The organism is Kribbella amoyensis (genome assembly GCF_007828865.1).
GTDB classification, from domain to species: domain Bacteria; phylum Actinomycetota; class Actinomycetes; order Propionibacteriales; family Kribbellaceae; genus Kribbella; species Kribbella amoyensis.
The window spans coordinates 468,217-483,989 of sequence record NZ_VIVK01000002.1 but is presented as its reverse complement, the minus strand read 5'-3'; the positions used below and the strand labels follow the sequence as shown (position 1 = coordinate 483,989).

Annotated in this window: 14 protein-coding genes; 5 read left to right on the top strand and 9 right to left on the bottom strand. The window is 70.1% G+C overall.

Going from position 1 to position 15,773, the window contains the following annotated elements:
- Positions 1 to 53: 53 nt before the first annotated feature.
- From atpB to FB561_RS32545, 5 genes are all read right to left on the bottom strand, one after another.
- The gene (gene atpB, locus FB561_RS32565) at positions 54 to 836 is read right to left on the bottom strand and encodes a F0F1 ATP synthase subunit A (RefSeq protein WP_145813874.1); all 783 of its coding nucleotides are present in this window, start codon (positions 834 to 836) and stop codon (positions 54 to 56) included.
- Between the two features lie 97 nt (positions 837 to 933).
- On the bottom strand, positions 934 to 1,146 hold the full coding sequence (locus FB561_RS32560; protein ID WP_145813873.1) for an AtpZ/AtpI family protein: 213 nt from the start codon (positions 1,144 to 1,146) through the stop codon (positions 934 to 936).
- Positions 1,147 to 1,260: 114 nt separating this feature from the next.
- A complete protein-coding gene (locus FB561_RS32555; protein WP_145813872.1) occupies positions 1,261 to 1,725 on the bottom strand; it encodes a Cg1360 family ATP-synthase-associated protein in 465 nt (154 codons plus the stop codon).
- Positions 1,726 to 1,962: 237 nt separating this feature from the next.
- A complete protein-coding gene (locus tag FB561_RS32550; RefSeq protein ID WP_145813871.1) occupies positions 1,963 to 3,081 on the bottom strand; it encodes a glycosyltransferase family 4 protein in 1,119 nt (372 codons plus the stop codon).
- Positions 3,081 to 4,172, bottom strand: a complete 1,092-nt coding sequence (locus tag FB561_RS32545) for an L-threonylcarbamoyladenylate synthase (RefSeq protein ID WP_145813870.1) — start codon at positions 4,170 to 4,172, stop codon at positions 3,081 to 3,083. Before FB561_RS32545 ends, FB561_RS32550 begins: the two co-directional genes overlap by 1 nt.
- A gap of 118 nt (positions 4,173 to 4,290) precedes the next feature.
- Here FB561_RS32545 and FB561_RS32540 point away from each other — a divergent pair, with 118 nt between their 5' ends.
- The 5 genes from FB561_RS32540 to FB561_RS32520 all read left to right on the top strand — a co-directional run bounded on the left by FB561_RS32540 (position 4,291) and on the right by FB561_RS32520 (position 11,089).
- Positions 4,291 to 5,301 carry an adenosine deaminase gene (locus FB561_RS32540; protein ID WP_145813869.1) on the top strand — a complete coding sequence of 337 codons (1,011 nt, stop codon included), beginning with the start codon at positions 4,291 to 4,293 and terminating at the stop codon, positions 5,299 to 5,301.
- Between the two features lie 26 nt (positions 5,302 to 5,327).
- Positions 5,328 to 6,233 (top strand): endonuclease/exonuclease/phosphatase family protein, encoded by a 906-nt coding sequence (locus tag FB561_RS32535; protein WP_145813868.1) that lies wholly within the window; start codon positions 5,328 to 5,330, stop codon positions 6,231 to 6,233.
- 64 nt (positions 6,234 to 6,297) lie between these two features.
- Positions 6,298 to 7,119: an endonuclease/exonuclease/phosphatase family protein gene (locus tag FB561_RS32530; protein ID WP_145813867.1), complete on the top strand. Its 822-nt coding sequence runs from the start codon at positions 6,298 to 6,300 to the stop codon at positions 7,117 to 7,119.
- 84 nt (positions 7,120 to 7,203) lie between these two features.
- Positions 7,204 to 10,068: an AfsR/SARP family transcriptional regulator gene (locus FB561_RS32525; protein WP_145813866.1), complete on the top strand. Its 2,865-nt coding sequence runs from the start codon at positions 7,204 to 7,206 to the stop codon at positions 10,066 to 10,068.
- Between the two features lie 46 nt (positions 10,069 to 10,114).
- Positions 10,115 to 11,089, top strand: coding sequence for a 2-succinylbenzoate--CoA ligase (locus FB561_RS32520; protein WP_145813865.1), 975 nt, complete (start codon positions 10,115 to 10,117; stop codon positions 11,087 to 11,089).
- Between the two features lie 3 nt (positions 11,090 to 11,092).
- Here FB561_RS32520 and prmC read toward each other — a convergent pair whose 3' ends face one another.
- The 4 genes from prmC to rho form a co-directional block, all read right to left on the bottom strand.
- On the bottom strand, positions 11,093 to 11,926 hold the full coding sequence (gene prmC, locus FB561_RS32515; protein ID WP_145813864.1) for a peptide chain release factor N(5)-glutamine methyltransferase: 834 nt from the start codon (positions 11,924 to 11,926) through the stop codon (positions 11,093 to 11,095).
- A complete protein-coding gene (gene prfA, locus FB561_RS32510) occupies positions 11,923 to 12,999 on the bottom strand; it encodes a peptide chain release factor 1 (protein WP_145813863.1) in 1,077 nt (358 codons plus the stop codon). Before prfA ends, prmC begins: the two co-directional genes overlap by 4 nt.
- A gap of 96 nt (positions 13,000 to 13,095) precedes the next feature.
- The gene (gene rpmE, locus FB561_RS32505) at positions 13,096 to 13,302 is read right to left on the bottom strand and encodes a 50S ribosomal protein L31 (protein WP_145813862.1); all 207 of its coding nucleotides are present in this window, start codon (positions 13,300 to 13,302) and stop codon (positions 13,096 to 13,098) included.
- Between the two features lie 177 nt (positions 13,303 to 13,479).
- Complete coding sequence (gene rho / locus FB561_RS32500) at positions 13,480 to 15,624, bottom strand: transcription termination factor Rho (protein WP_145813861.1); 2,145 nt, start codon at positions 15,622 to 15,624, stop codon at positions 13,480 to 13,482.
- Positions 15,625 to 15,773 lie beyond the last annotated feature (149 nt).

The window sequence follows — 15,773 nt, the reverse complement described above, 5'->3', positions numbered from 1 at the left end:
GGTACGGATAGGGGCTATCCGGGTTTCCGTTACTACCGGTCAGTGGGGGTGGGTCAGTGGTCCTCGGCGATGGCGCTGCCGATGTACTGCGCGGACAGCACGACGAAGATGTACGCCTGGATGCACTGGACGAACAGCTCCAGGCCGGCGATCGCCAGACCCATCAGCAGGGTCAGGATGCCGACGCCGCCGAGCGCGATGCTGCCGGAGTGCAGCAGCATGTACTCGCCGCCGAGCACGAACACCAGCAGCAGGATGTGGCCGGCGAACATGTTGGCGAACAACCGCAGGCTCAGCGAGACCGGCCGGACCAGGATGTTCGAGATGAACTCGATCGGGATCATCAGCGGCATCAGCCACGCGGGCACACCGGCCGGCATCGTCTGGTGCTTCAGGTAGCCCAGGAAACCGTGCTTGCGGATGCCGACGGCGTTGTAGATGACCCAGCTGAGGATCGCGGCCGAGTACGCCCAGCCGATGTGGCTGAAGGTCGGGAACTGGACCAGCGGCACCGTGGCGGCGACGTTGTTCAGCAGGATGAAGAAGAACAGGCCGCACAGGTACGGCACGTACTTCATGTACTCCTGGCTGCCGATCGCGTCCCGGGCGATCGAGTTCCGGACGAAGTTGTAGCCGAGCTCACCGGCGAACTGCAGCTTGGTCGGCACCACCGCGGCCTTGCGGGAAGCGCCCCAGAAGAACCACACGATGAGGACAACCGACAGGGCAGCCACCAGGACGGGCTTGGTGAACCACTCGACGCCGTCGATGATCGGCGGAAGGTTGAAGTCATCGGGACCGGGCGGGTTGAACTCGGTCGAAACGCCGGCAATCACCGGGTCTCCTCTCGCGTCGTGCTCAAGTCGTTCGCCGTGAGGCTCAGGGCAGGGCGGCTCGGAACATGGCGGTCAAAAACATCAGACCTGGCAGGGCTCAGGAACGCCCGTACCGGAAATGCAGAAGTGCGATGGTGAGCCCGGCACCGAGCACGATGCCCACCGGAAGCAGGAACTGGGTGCCCAGCCAGCGATCCAGACCGAACCCGATAGCGCCGTAGACCAGGACGCCACCGATCAGGTAGGACAGAACCCGCCAGCCGTCGGCCGAGGTGTTCGGCGACGGGGTCGGTTTCTGCTGCTCGCTCATGGGCACCCGAAACGTACCAGTCGGCGACACGCCGGGTCACATCGGCATCCGTGCACTGCGCCACAGTGTTGGTCACGGTTCGGAAACGGCTTGCCCGGCCGGCACGCAGCGTACTCATGCCGTCACCTCTTGGTCGAGGTCGTAGATCGGAATCCGCAGCCGGGACCAGGCCCAGATCTCGCCGGCCATCCAGCCCATCACGACCACCAGCGCGCTGATGCCGAGCGCGGTGAGGTTGACGTTGGCGGCGAGCGAGTCGGAGTTCAGCGCGAGCGCCAGCAGGCCGCCGAAGATCGCGATCCGGCCGGTGTAGGAGGCCATCGCGATCCCCAGCTGCGCGGTCGGGCTGGTGTGCCGGGACAGGTGCAGCGCATAGAGACCGGCGCCGGAGAAGACGACGACCATCAGCAGGCCGAGCAGTGCGCCCCACAGACCTTGGAGGCCCGCGGCAACGGTCGCGACAGCGGTTGCGTTCACGCCGACGACCACGGCGGCGACCAGAGCGCCGCGCAACATGGCCAGGGCCGGGTGCCGTGTGGCTTGGCCGGCCGGCCGCTCGCTACTTCCGTGGGGAGCCATCTGGTGGTTCCGTCCTGCTGGCGACCGAAGTCCTAGCCTCGGTCGTCGGGTGGGCGGGGTCAGGGGTGAAGCTGCGTTTCGTTGGTGCTTGTGAAAACTAGCACAAAGTCTTCGGTGTCAGCAAAACGCCCAGCGAACGAGGTCCTGCCCCGCTGTACGGGGCCACCCTATCGGTAGGCCAGACAGCCCACTGGTCTGGTCCCCCCGGAACGATTCCAAGCGGACTGCGCGAAACCGTCAGACCTTGGCGAGCGGTGGGGACTCGCGGCGCGGGATTCCGGTGGTGAGCAGGATGGCTGTGACGGCCACCGCGACGACCAGGAGGACCGTCCACCAGGAGAGGAGGAGGCCCAGAACCACTACGCCGAAGGCGATCAGGGCGGTCCAGAGGTACATCAGCAGGACCGCCCGGCGGTGCGAGTGGCCTCTCTGCATCAGGCGGTGGTGAAGGTGGAGTTTGTCGGCGGCGAAGGGGCTGCGGCCGGCTTTGGTCCGGCGGATGTAGGCCATCGAGAGGTCGAGGGCCGGGATCGCCAGGACCGCGATCGGCAGGATCAGCGGGAGCAGCGCCGGGAGCAGGCTGGAGCCACCGACCTCGTACGGGACGGCGTTCGGGTCCATCTGGCCGGTCAGGCTGATCGTGGACGCGGCCAGCATCAGGCCGATCAGGAGCGACCCCGAGTCGCCCATGAAAACCCTTGCTGGAAAGAAGTTGTGCGGCAGGAAGCCCAGACAGGCACCGGCCAGCGCGACCGTGATCAGGGTCGAGGTGGTGGCGCGGTCGAGGTTCTGCTCGACGTTCAGCAGGTACGAGTAGGTGAAGAACGCGGCGGCGCCGATCGCGGTGACGCCGGCGGCGAGACCGTCCAGGCCGTCGACGAAGTTCACCGCGTTGCAGGACACCAGCAGGATGCCCGCGGTGACCACGGCGAGCTGGGCCGGTGGTGGGGACAGGATGCCGCCGGGGAGCGGCAGCCAGTACAACTGGATGCCTTGGACAACCATCACGCCGACCGCGAGGACCATGCCGGCCAGCTTGGTGATCGGGTCCAGCTCGTACAGGTCGTCGACGACACCGACGGCGCAGATCACCACTCCGCCGATCAGGATGGCGCGGGCGTCGTGGGCGACCTGCAGGCTGTTGCCGAGGAACGGCAGGCTGGAAGCGACCGCGAAACCGGCGATCAGGCCGCCGAGGATCGAGACGCCGCCGAAGTACGGGATCGGCACCTTGTGCACGTCCCGGGCCCGCACCTTGGCGACCGCGCCGTACTTCAGCGCGATCTTGCGGGCCACACCGGTCAGCAGGAACGTCGTGGCCATCGCCACGAACAGGACCAGCAGGTACTCACGCACTAGTCCGCAGGCCTCACATCGGTCGTCTTGCCGTCCGGCCGCTCCACCGGCTCTTCTTTGGACGCCGCAACCGGCCCCTCGGTTGGCGTCTCCCCCACAACCTTCTCGCCGGCAGGCTTCTCGTCCACCGGCTCCTCCACGGCGGCAGGCTTGTCCTCGACCGGCTTCTCGTCGGCGGCTTCCTCGCTCACCGGCTTCTCGGCGGCGATCGTCTCCTCCGCCGGCTTCTCGGCGGCAGGCTCGTCAACCACCGGCTTCTCGTCAGCCGGCTCCGGCTCGGCGGACTTCTCGTCCGCGACCTTGGCGTCAGCAGGCTTCTCGTCGGCGGGCTTCTCGTCCGTGGGCTTGTCGGCGGCCGGCGCCTCGTCCGTGGGCTTGGCTTCGTCCGTGGGCTTGGCTTCGGCCGCGGGCTTGGATTCGTCGGCTTCGGCCGGCTTGGGGTCCGGCTCGAGGTCGGTGGTGGCTTCGGGGACGATCTTGCGGATGTCCGTCATCGAGAGGGCCCCGAGGCGGACCACGTGCGGTACCTCGCCGGTCAGGTCGACGATCGTGGAGGGCTCGCCGCCGGTCGAACGGTCGCCGTCCAGGTAGACCGCGACGGTGTCGCCCAGTTGCTCCTCCGCGTCGTACACGTCCAGCGCCGCCGGCTGGCCGCTGCGGTTCGCCGAACTGACGGCGAGCGGGCCGGTGCGGGAGAGCAGTTCGCGGGTGTTCTCGTGGTCCGGGACGCGGAGCGCGACGGTGCCGTGGGTCTCCCCCAGGTCCCACATCAGCGAGCTCTGCGCGTGGCAGATCACCGTCAGCGGCCCCGGCCAGTACTCCTCGCAGAGCTTGCGGCCGGCCTCGGGGACGTCGGTGGCGAGCGCGTCCAGCGACTCGACGACCGAGATCAGCACCGGCGGCGGCATGTCGCGTCCCCGGCCCTTGGCGTCCAGCAGCCGCTGCACGGCGTCGGCCTTGAAGGCGTCCGCGGCGATCCCGTACACGGTGTCGGTCGGCAGCACGACCAGATCGCCGGCCTCGATCGCGTCCACCGCCGCCCGGTACGCCGGCGCCAGCTCGTCTCCGGTGAAGTCAAAGCGCTCACTCACGAGTGAATCGTGCCACTCCCGTGGTGATCGGCTCCACTTGGCCTCCCTCCGAGCATTCCTGACAGATGATTGTCAGGAATCGCGCCCGGTCCCCGATCGGCTGCATAGGATCCCGGCCATGACCCTGACCCGCGACTTCCTCACCGGTCTACCGAAGGCCGAACTGCACGTCCACCACGTCGGCTCCGCGTCGCCGCGGATCGTCGCCGAGCTCGCCGCCCGGCACCCCGGTTCGCCGGTGCCGGCCGACCCGGCCGCGCTGGCGGAGTACTTCACCTTCACCGACTTCGCGAAGTTCATCGAGATCTACCTGACCGTCGTCGACCTGATCAAGACGCCCGACGACGTCCGCCTGCTCACCTACGAGATCGCCCGTGAGATGGCCGCGCAGAACGTCCGGTACTCCGAGCTCACGGTCACCCCGTACACGTCGGTGCTGCGCGGGATCGCGGCGGAGGCGTTCTGCGAGGCGATCGAGGACGCCCGGACGGCGGCCGAGAAGGAGCTGGGCGTCACGCTGCGGTGGATCTTCGACATCCCCGGTGAGGCGGGGCTGCCGGCGGCCGAGGAGACCTTGCGGATCGCGACCAAGATCCGCCCGGACGGCCTGGTCGCGTTCGGTCTGGGCGGCCCCGAGATCGGCGTCGCGCGGCCACCGTTCGCGCCGTACTTCGACGCCGCCCGCGCGGCCGGTCTGCACAGCGTCCCGCACGCCGGGGAGACGACCGGCCCGGAGACGATCTGGGACGCGATCCGGGTCCTCGGCGCCGAGCGGATCGGGCACGGCACGTCCGCGATGCGCGATCCCGAGCTGGTCGCGTACCTGGCCGAGCACCGGATCCCGCTCGAGGTCAGCCCGACGTCGAACCTCGCCACCCGCGCGGTCCCGTCGTACGCCGAGCACCCGCTGCCCGCGATGGTCGACGCCGGGCTGGTCGTGACGATCAACTCCGACGACCCGCCGATGTTCGGCACCGACCTCACCAACGAGTACATGGTCGCGTCGGAGCTGCTCGATCTGGACGAGCAGGGCGCCGCCGAGCTGGCCCGGACCGCGGTCCGCGAGTCGTTCGCCGACGACGCGGTCAAGGCGAGCCTGCTCGCGGAGATCGACGAGTACGTGCGCTGACCCTGTCCGGCCACCATGATGCGCGGGTGGACGAACTCCGCGTCGCCTTCGCCAACGTGGCCGGTGGACGCCTGGTCGGCCCGGACCGGCGCTACCTGGCCGAGGACCGCACCGCGGACTTCGGCCGGGCGCTGGCCGGACTCGCTCCGGATGTCCTGATCGTGACCGAGCTGAACTGCGACGGCGACCAGCTCGAACAGCTCAGCGCCGCCGCAATGCCCGGCCGGAGGGCGAACGTGATCCGGCACGCCTGGTCCGACTCGCACGTCCCGGGGGTCGACCGGCTCGGGGTCGGCATCGCCTCGCCGTACCCGTTGCAGGAGCTGCCCCGGATCGACCTGCCGAACCCGTCGTTCGAGATGTTGCACTGGTCGACCGGCGACCGGCTCGACTGGCACGAGAAGGGCTTCCTGGTCGCCCGCGGGGACTTCGGGCCGCTCGGCCAGGTGGACATCGTCGGTGGCCAGATCTGTCCGGTCCACATGGCCCGCAGCGCCGACGGCGTGGAGTACTCCTATGCCGAGGGCCCCGGGCGCGCGTTCGGTCAGGAGATGACCGCGTACCTCGGCCGGGAGCTGGCGGCGCGGGGCGTCCAGCGGGCCGTGATCGCGGGCGACCTGAACATGCCGAACCCGGGTGACTTCTTCAGCCGGCTCGGACCGCTGGAGCTGGCCGACGGTTTCGGCGAGCCGGCCCCGGCCACCACCCCGGACGGCAGGTCGATCGACCGGGTGTTCCTCACCCAGGACCTGCTGGCCCGCGACGCCGAGGTCCTCCGGTTGCCGGGGGCGGATCATTTCCCCTGCGCCTGCCGGGTCACCAGCCGCGACGGCGGACGGAGCCCGCTCGGCGCGATCCGTGAACAGGACCTGACCCGGCCACCCACCCGCCCCGGTCCGCCGGCCGGTCGGCGGACCTTCGGCCGAGGGTGAAGTGGCCGTCGGCAAGGAAGAATGATGACAGCGGACTGAAAGGTGCGGGTGATTGGCTTCGGGCGTGAAGAAAATCTCCCGCCGCGTGTTCGCCGCTTTGACCGGACTGCTGATGCTGACCCCCGCTGTGGCCGCTGCCCAGCCCGACCAGGAGGTGACCACGCTGAAGGCGATGACCTTCAACATCCATCACGGGGCGGGGGTGCTCGACGGTCTGGTGAACCTGGAACGGATCGCCCGGGTGATCTCGCAGTCCGGTGCCGATGTGATCGGCCTGCAGGAGGTCGACGTGCACTTCGACCAGCGGTCCGGGTTCGCGGACCAGGCCGCCTGGCTCGCCGACCGGCTCGGCCTGCAGTACCGGTTCGCCGCGAATCTCGACCTGCCGCCGCTGACGGAAGGCCAGCCCCGCCGGCAGTACGGGACCGTGGTGCTGTCGCGGTTCCCGATCACCGAGTTCACCAACACCCTGTTGCCGCTGCACCCTGGTAGCGAGCAGCGTGGCGTCGCGGTCGCGACGATCGACGTGGACGGCCGGCCGGTGCGGTTCGTCAACACCCACCTGTCCAACGCGAGCGCCGCCGAACGGCAGGACCAGGCACGGAAGGTGGTCGAGCTCCTGACCGGCGCCACGACGCCGACGCTGGTGGTCGGCGACCTGAACGCCGTGCCGACGTCCGTGGAGATCAAGACGCTGACCGCGGTCTGGGCGGACACCTGGGCCGAGAAGGGCCTCGGGTTCGGTTTCACCAGTCCGTCCCTCCTGCCGACGTCCCGGATCGACTACGTCCTGCACTCCGCGGCGCTGCGGGCCCGGTCGGTGTCGACGCCGCTCACCCTCGGCTCCGACCATCTGCCGGTGGTCGGTGCGTTCGAGCTGGGCTGACGGTTCCGCGCAGCGGCCCGGTCCGGATACCGGCGGCGACGGCTGCGTCACGGTGAGCGCGTTATCCTGCAGCATGACCAGTGCGTGGGTGAGACGCCGGCCGTGACCTACAACCTGAGGCTCGCTCTGCTCGGGCCTCTGCGCGGCTGGTCCGGCGGGGAGGCACTCGACCTGGGACCGGGTCGGCTGCAGGCGTTGCTCGCCGTGCTCGCCCTCCGGGCGAACCAGGTGGTCTCCGCGGACGAACTGGTCGAGCTGGTGTGGAGCGACGCGCCCCCGTCGACCGGGGCGAAGATCGTTCCGCCGTACGTGTACCGCTTGCGCAAGCTGTTGCCCGAGGACGTGGTGACGCGCGGCCGGGACGGGTACTCCCTGCGGCTCGATCCGGAGGCGCTGGACCTCTCCCGCTTCGAACAGCTCGTCACGGCCGGGCAGAGCGCGCGCCAGGACGGTGAGCTGGACACGGCCGCGGCGAGGTTGTCGGAGGCGCTCGCGCAGTTCCACGGCGAGCCGTTGAGCGGACTGGCCGGGCACTACCTGGCGGTGCAACGCCATCGGCTGACCGAGCGGCGGTTGAAGGTCCTTGCCGAGCGGATCGACCTGGACCTCGACCGCGGCCGCTCCGCCGACCTCGTACCCGAGCTGGTCGAGCTGGTGGACGAGGACCCGTTGCGGGAGCAGTTCGCGGGGCAGCTGATGCTCGCGTACTGGCGCAGTGGCCGTAGTTCCGAGGCGCTGGAGACGTACGGGCGGGTCCGGCGTGAGTTGGTCGACCAGCTCGGCGTGGAACCAGGGCCGTACCTGCGCGAGATCCACCAGCGCATCCTGCACAACGAGGCACCGCGCCCCGCGGTTCGCGACGAGCTGCCGTACGACGGGTCCACGTTCGTCGGGCGAGAGCGGGAGCTCGGCGAGGTGGTCACCGCGCTCAGCCCGACCAGTACGGGGCTGCCAGTGGTCGCGATCGACGGGATGGCCGGGGTCGGCAAGACGGCGCTGGCGGTTCGGGCGGCGCGACGGCTCGCGGACGTGTACACCGACGGGCGGTTGTTCATCGACCTGCACGGCTACACCCCGGGCCGCGAACCCGTACCCCCTGCCGAGGCGCTCGACCGGCTGCTGCGGACTCTGGGCGTGACACCGGACCGCATCCCGGCAGACCTCGAGGAACGCGCCGCACTGTGGCGTTCCGAGCTCGCCGGGCGACGCGTGCTCATCGTCCTGGACAACGCGCCCGACGGTACGGCGGTGGGGCCGTTGCTGGCGGGGAGTCCGACGTGTGGCGTCCTGGTCACCAGTAGGCGTCAGCTGACCGAGCTGGACGCGACAGCGCGGGTGGCACTCGACGTACTCGATCCGCGTGCTGCCGAGGAGCTGCTGACCGCGATGGTTGGGCCGGAGCAGGCCGCGGACTCGGACGCGGCAGCCGCTGTCGTGGGGTACTGCGGCTACCTGCCGTTGGCGATCCGCGTGGCCGGGTCACGCCTGCGGCATCGGCCGAGCTGGACCGTCGAGCACCTGAGCAGCCGACTCGGTGCGCAGGACCGGCGGCTCGCGGAGCTCAGTACGGCGAGCGGTGGGGTCTCCCCCGCGTTCGCCTTGTCCTACGAACACCTCTCCGCGGACGAACAACGGTTGTTCCGGCTGCTCGGCCAGGTGACCGCGCAGGACGTGGAGCCGTACGCCGCTGCCGCGGTGGCCGAGGTGGAGCCGACGACCGCCGAGGACCTGCTGGAGCGTCTGGTCGACGCGAACCTGCTGCTGGAGTTGCGGTCCGGACGGTTCCAGTTCCACGACCTGCTGCGGCAGTACGCGCGCTCCCTGGGTGAGCCCGAGACGGACACCACGGAGCGGCTGGCGGACTACTACCTGCACGCTGCCGCCGAAGCGGGTGCCGCCATCTTCGGGACCCGGATGACCGAGATCCCGTCGCCGGCCATGGCGACGCTGCCCTCCTTGGAGACCCCGGCCGACGGTCTCGCGTGGGGCGACGCCGAGGGGACGAACGTGCTCGCCACTCTCCGCCGGACCGACGCGCTCGGCCTGGACGAAGCCACCTGGCGGCTCGGGCTGGCGATCGCGACGTACTTCTACCAACGGGCCCGGCCGGACGAGATGGACGAGGCGCTGGAGCTCGCGCTCGGGGCGGCCCGACGCGACCCCGCGGACAACGGCGAGGCCGAGGCCCGGGTACTGCTGTCCGTCGGCAGCCTGGGCCGCTATCGGCAAGGCGCCGAGCAGAGCCTGCGGCCGTTGCGGGAGGCGCTCGACCGGCTCCCACCGACCGGTGACCTGGTACTGCGAGGCCGCTTGCTCGCCGCTCTCGGCTACACGCAGGCGAAGGTCAGTCCCGACGACGAGGCGCTCCGGTTCCTGCAGGAGGCGCTGGAGGTGGCCCGCCGAGTAGGGAACGCCAGTCTGGAGTCACGGGTGCTCGCGTACATCGGTGTCACGCACGGGGACCGGCTGGAGTTCGCCGACGCGCTCGCGGCGTACGAGGACGGGCTGCGGCTCGCGAAGAAGGCGGGCGACGACGGCGTCCAACCCGAGGTACTGAACGGGATCGGTGAGTGCCTGCTGGAGCTGGACCGCGTCGACGAGGCGCTGGACGTACTGACGACCGCCCGCACCCTCGGTGTGGAACGCGGAGCCGACTACAGCCTGATCTACTCGCTCGCCTTCCTCAGTACGGCGTACTCCCGGCACGGCCGCTGGACGGAAGCGCAGGAGGTCGCCCGGGAAGCGCTGCGCCTCGCGATGGACAGTGGTTCGCGGCAGTCCGAGCTGAACGCGCGACTACGGCTCGCGCAGACCCTGTTGGCGTACGGCGATCCAGAGCAGGCGCGGCCGCATTTCGTCCGGGCCTTGGACCTCGCCCTCGACGAAGGACAGGAGTCCGTGATCGGCGCGGCGGCCGCCGGACTCGCCGACTGCGACCGATCGGCCTGACACGCGCCGAGGTTGCCTGTCGGTCAGACCGTGGTTCCCTGGTGCGGTGCCTTCTTCCCGCCAGCTCCCCTTCCTCACCGCTGCGGCCGCTCTGCTCTTCGGCACCGTGGTCGCGTGCAGCGACACCTCGGCGGACGCGGGCCCGACCCCGTCCCCAGGCCGTACCCCTAGTGCGAGCCCCACGACACCGGCCCCACCGAACCCCGATGCACCCGCCGTACCGGCCAAGGGTGAGCTGCCTCGTGGCGGGACGAAGCTCTTCCCGCAGCACCAACTGATCGGGTACGTGGGCTTCCCCGGATCGAAGGCGCTCGGCCCGCTGGACAAGGACCTGGAGACCAAGGCGGCCCGGCTGGAGAACCTCGCGAAGTCGTACGCGTACCAGCGCACGCCGTTGCCGGTGATGGAGCTCATCGTGGTCGTCGCGAACGGGCACGCCGGCCCGGACAGGCAGTACCGCAGCCGCTTGGGCGACGACAAGATCCAGGAGTACCTCGCGGTCGCCCGCAGACACCGGATGCTGTTGCTGCTCGACGTCCAGCCCGGTCGCGCCGACCCGCTGACCGAGGTGAAGCGGCTGGAGAAGTGGCTGAAGGAACCCGACGTCGGGCTCGCGTTCGACCCCGAGTGGGCGGTCGGGCCGGGCCAGGTCCCGGGGCGCGTCTTCGGCCGGACCAGTGGGACCGAGCTGAACAGCATCGCGGCGTACCTGTCCGGGCTGGTGGCGAAGTACAAGCTGCCCGAGAAGGCGTTCGTGTTCCACCAGTTGTCGACCCGGATCCTCAGTGGCGAGCAGGCGTACCGGCAGCATCCCGGGGTCGCCACGATCAAGTCCGTGGACGGGATCGGCGCCCGGACCGACAAGGTGAAGACCTGGGGCAAGCTCACCCCGACGATGGCGCCCGGGGTGCACGCCGGGTTCAAGCTGTTCTACGAGGAGGACACCCGGCACGGTCCGCTGATGACGCCCGCTCAGGTGATGGCACTCAAGCCACGACCCGAGTTCGTGGTCTACGAGTAAGGGTCAGATCCGGCGGCCGGTACTGAACCGGTGCCGGCCGGCCAGGTCCAGGTTGTCGCGGACCTCGGCGAACAGCCCGGTCGCGGCGAACACGGCCGGCGCGGACTCCCCCTGGACATCGGCGTGCTCGCAGCCGAACCAGCCACCCGGCTTGAGCAACCGGCCCGCGGTCGTGGCGACCACCTTGATCTCGTCCAGCCCGTCGTCGCCCGACCACAAGGCCAGCGCGGGATCGTGGTCGCGGACCTCGGCCGTCACCGACTCCCACGCCGTCAACGGGATGTACGGCGGGTTCGAGATCACCGCGTCGACCTGGCCGTCGAGCTCCGGCAGACACCCGTCGATGTCACCCTCGTGCAGGATCGCGCCGGTGCCCTCGAGATTGCGCCGGGCCCAGACGACAGCGTCGGACGAGAGCTCCACCGCGTGCACGGTACTGTCCGGCCGCTCGGTCGCCACCGCGCCCGCGATCGCACCCGACCCGCTGCACAGGTCGACCACGAGCGGCGCCTCGACGTCCCGCAGTTTGTCGAGGATCCAGCCGACCAGGACCTCAGTCTCCGGCCGGGGAACGAATACCCCGGGACCGACCACGAGCTCCCGGTACCGGAAGGCGGCGACCCCGGTCAGGTGCTGCAACGGTTCCCGCTGAGCGCGACGGTCCACCAGCTCGTCGTACCGGGCCTGCTGCTCGTCGGTCACGTCGACCAGGTTGAGCTGGAGGCGGGAAACGCCGCAGACGAAGGCGAGCAGCTCGGCCGCGTCGTACTGCGGTGACGCGACGCCGGCTGCCTCGAGCCGGGCGGTCGCGGCGGCGAGCAACGATCGAGGGTTCACTGCGATTCGACGGCCTCCAGCCGGGCGGCCATGTCGGCGTCGGTCAGCGCCTGGATCACCGGCGCCAGCTCACCGCCGAGCACCTGGTCCAGGTTGTGCGCCTTGTAGCCGACGCGGTGATCGGAGAACCGGTTCTCCGGGAAGTTGTAGGTCCGGATCCGCTCCGAGCGGTCCACCGTCCGGATCTGCGACCGGCGAGCGTCCGACGCCTCCTGGTCGGCGGCCTCCTGCGCCGCGGCGAGCAACCGGGCCCGCAGCACCCGCATCGCCTGCTCGCGGTTCTGCAGCTGGGACTTCTCGTTCTGCATCGACACCACGATCCCTGTCGGCAGGTGGGTGATCCGCACCGCCGAGTCGGTCGTGTTCACGCTCTGCCCACCCGGACCGGACGACCGGAACACGTCGATGCGCAGGTCGTTCTGGTCGATCTCGACGTCGACGTCCTCGGCCTCCGGCAGCACCAGTACCCCGGCCGCCGACGTGTGGATCCGGCCTTGCGACTCGGTCACCGGCACCCGCTGGACCCGGTGCACCCCGCCCTCGAACTTCAGCTTCGCGTACGGCGCCTCGCCCGGCTCGGGGTTCCCCTTCGCCTTCACGGCCACGGTGATCGACTTGTAGCCGCCGAGATCGGACTCGGCCGAGTCGAGCACCTCGGTCTTCCAGTTCTGCGCCTCGGCGTATTTCAGGTACATCTTCAGCAGATCGCCCGCGAACAACGCCGACTCGTCGCCGCCCTCGCCCGCCTTGATCTCGAGGATCGCGTCCTTGTCGTCCCCGGGATCCCGCGGCACCAGCAGCAGCCGCAGCTTCTCGGCCAGCTCCTCCCGCCGGGTTTCCAGCTTCGCCGCCTCGTCCGCGAACGCCGGGTCCTCGCTCGCCAGCTCCCGCGCGGCCTCGATGTCGTCCGCGGTCTGCAGCCACTCGTCGTACGTCCGCACCACCGGCGCCAGCCCGGCGTACCGCTTGCCGACCCGGCGCGCGTTCGCCTGGTCGGAGTGCAGCTCGGGGTCCGCCATCTGCCGCTCCAGCTCGGCGTACTCGGCCTTCAGCGACTGCACGGCTTCGAACATCTGACACTCCTTCCGGGAAATCTGCGGGGATACACAAACCGCGCGCCGGTCCGCGAACCCCGGGAACGGGGCGCGAACCGGCGCGCGGTGAGACGGCTACTTCTTGGCGTACCGCTTCTCGAAGCGGGCGACCCGGCCACCGGTGTCCAGAATCTTCTGCTTGCCGGTGTAGAACGGGTGGCACTGCGAGCAGACGTCGGCGTGGATCACGCCGTTCTCCGCCGTCGAGCGCGTCTGGAACGTGGCGCCACAGGTGCAGGTCACCGTGGTGTCCACGTAGGTCGGGTGGATGTCGCTCTTCATGGATCTCCTAGGTCTCCGAGAGCCCCGGGTCGCCTGCTTGGTGCTGGGACGTGAACCGGAACCAACAGACAAGTCTGCCATGCCCGTGGTTCCGCTCCAAAACCCGGGTCGGTGGCCGGGAAAACACCCGAGGGCTGGGCAGCTGCCCAGCCCTCGTGCTCTTGCTTTTGCTTGGCGTCAGTTGCCGTCGTCGGTGTTGCGGCCGCCGGCCGAGGGGGTGGTCTTGTTGACCTGGAGGAGGAACTCGATGTTCGACTTGCTCTCCTTGAGCTTGCCGATCAGGAGTTCCAGGGCCGCCTGGCCGTCGAGGGCCGACAGGACGCGGCGGAGCTTCCAGACGACGCTGGTCTCCTCCTTGCTCATCAGCAGTTCCTCGCGGCGGGTACCGGAGGCGACCACGTCGATGGCCGGGAAGATCCGGCGGTCGGCGAACTCGCGGCGGAGCCGGAGCTCCATGTTGCCGGTGCCCTTGAACTCCTCGAAGATGACCTCGTCCATCTTCGAACCGGTCTCGATCAGCGCGGTGGCCAGGATGGTCAGCGAGCCGCCGTCCTCGATGTTGCGGGCCGCGCCGAAGAACCGCTTCGGCGGGTACAGCGCGGACGAGTCCACACCACCGGACAGGATCCGGCCGCTGGCCGGGGCGGCGATGTTGTACGCCCGGCCCAGACGGGTGATCGAGTCGAGCAGGACGACCACGTCGTGGCCGAGCTCGACCAGCCGCTTCGCCCGCTCGATCGCCAGCTCCGCGACCGTGGTGTGGTCGTCGGCCGGGCGGTCGAAGGTCGAGGCGATGACCTCGCCCTTGACGGTGCGCTGCATGTCGGTGACCTCTTCGGGCCGCTCGTCCACCAGCACGACCATCAGGTGTACTTCGGGGTTGTTCGTGGTGATCGCGTTCGCCAGCGCCTGCAGCACCATCGTCTTACCGGCCTTCGGCGGCGAGACGATCAGGCCACGCTGGCCCTTGCCGATCGGGGTGACGATGTCGACGATCCGGGTCACCAGCACACCCGGCTCGGTCTCCAGCCGCAGCCGCTCGGTCGCGTACAGCGGGGTCAGCTTGTTGAAGTCCTGCCGCTGCTTGGCGGTCTCCGGGTCCGACCCGTTGACGGTGTCGATCCGGACCAGCGGGTTGAACTTCTCCTTGCGCTCACCGTCCTGCGGCTGCTTCACCGCACCGGTGATCGCGTCGCCCTTGCGCAGGCCGTACCGCTTCACCATCGACAGCGCGACGTACACGTCGTTCGGGCCCGGCAGGTAGCCGCTGGTCCGGACGAAGGCGTAGTTGTCGAGCACGTCGAGGATGCCGGCCGCCGGCACCAGGACGTCGTCCTCGTTGATCGTCGGCTCCGGGTCGAACCGCTCGCCGCGGCCCCGGTTCCGGCCACCGTCGCGGCCGCCGCCGCCATCGCGGTTCCGGTCGCGGTCGCGGCCCCGGCGACGCCGCCGCCGGCCGTCACCGTCGTCGTTGCGGTCGTTCCGGTTGTCGTTGCCGCGCTGGTTGTCGTTGCGGTCGTTCCGGTTGTCGTTCCGGCCGCCGTCGCGGTTGCCGTCCCGGCCCTGGTGGTCGCGCTGGTTGTCGCGCCCCTGGTTGTCCCGGCCGCCCTGGTTGTCGCGGTCGTTCCGGTTGTTGTCGCGGTTGTCGCGCTGGTTGTCGCGGCCGCGGTTGCGGTCCCGGCCCCCCTCGCGGTTGCCGCCGCGGTCGTCGGAGCGGTCCTCGGACCGGCCGCCGTCGCGTGCTTCGGTGCGCTCGTCGCGCTGACCGCGTCCTTCATCGGAGCGGTGGTCGTCCGAGCGACCCTGACGCCCCTCGGCGCGGTCGCCGGACCTGGCCTCGGTCCGGGCCTCGGCCGGAGCGTCGGTACGAGCCTCGGCCGGCGCGGTGGTCCGGGCCTCGGCCTGGGCGCCGTTCTGCGCGGCGACCTGCGGGGCCGGCTGCGCCTCCGCGGTGACGCCGCTGGGGGCGCCGGTGCCGGCGGCGGTGTCCGCCGCGGCCGCGCGGGACCGGCGAGTGCCGCCCTCACGCGCCGGAGCCTCGGCCTTCGCCGGCTCCGCGGCCGCCTCGTCCAGCGTCGGCTGGCTCGACCGCGAGCGGGAACCGCCCGCCGAGCCGCCACCCGCCTGGGCGGCCTTGATCGCCTCGATCAGCTGGCCCTTGCGCAGCGCGCCGGTGCCCTTGATGCCGAGCGTCCCGGCGAGCTGCTTGAGCTCGGGGAGCAGCATGCCCTCGAGGCCGCCTCCGGTCTTCCGGCGGCGCGTGCTCGCAGCCGCCTCGGCCGGCGCCACGGCGCCGCTGGAGGCTTCAACAGTTTCTGTCACGTGAGGTCCTTCCCACACGGATGGACGATGTCCTCAGGTCATCGCCCGGAATCATCACCCACGTCCGATGAAACGGAATCGTGGGCACAAGAGGTTCTCGCTGAATCCGGTCCCCCGGAAATCTCCGGCGCAGGCGGCGCAAGTCATTC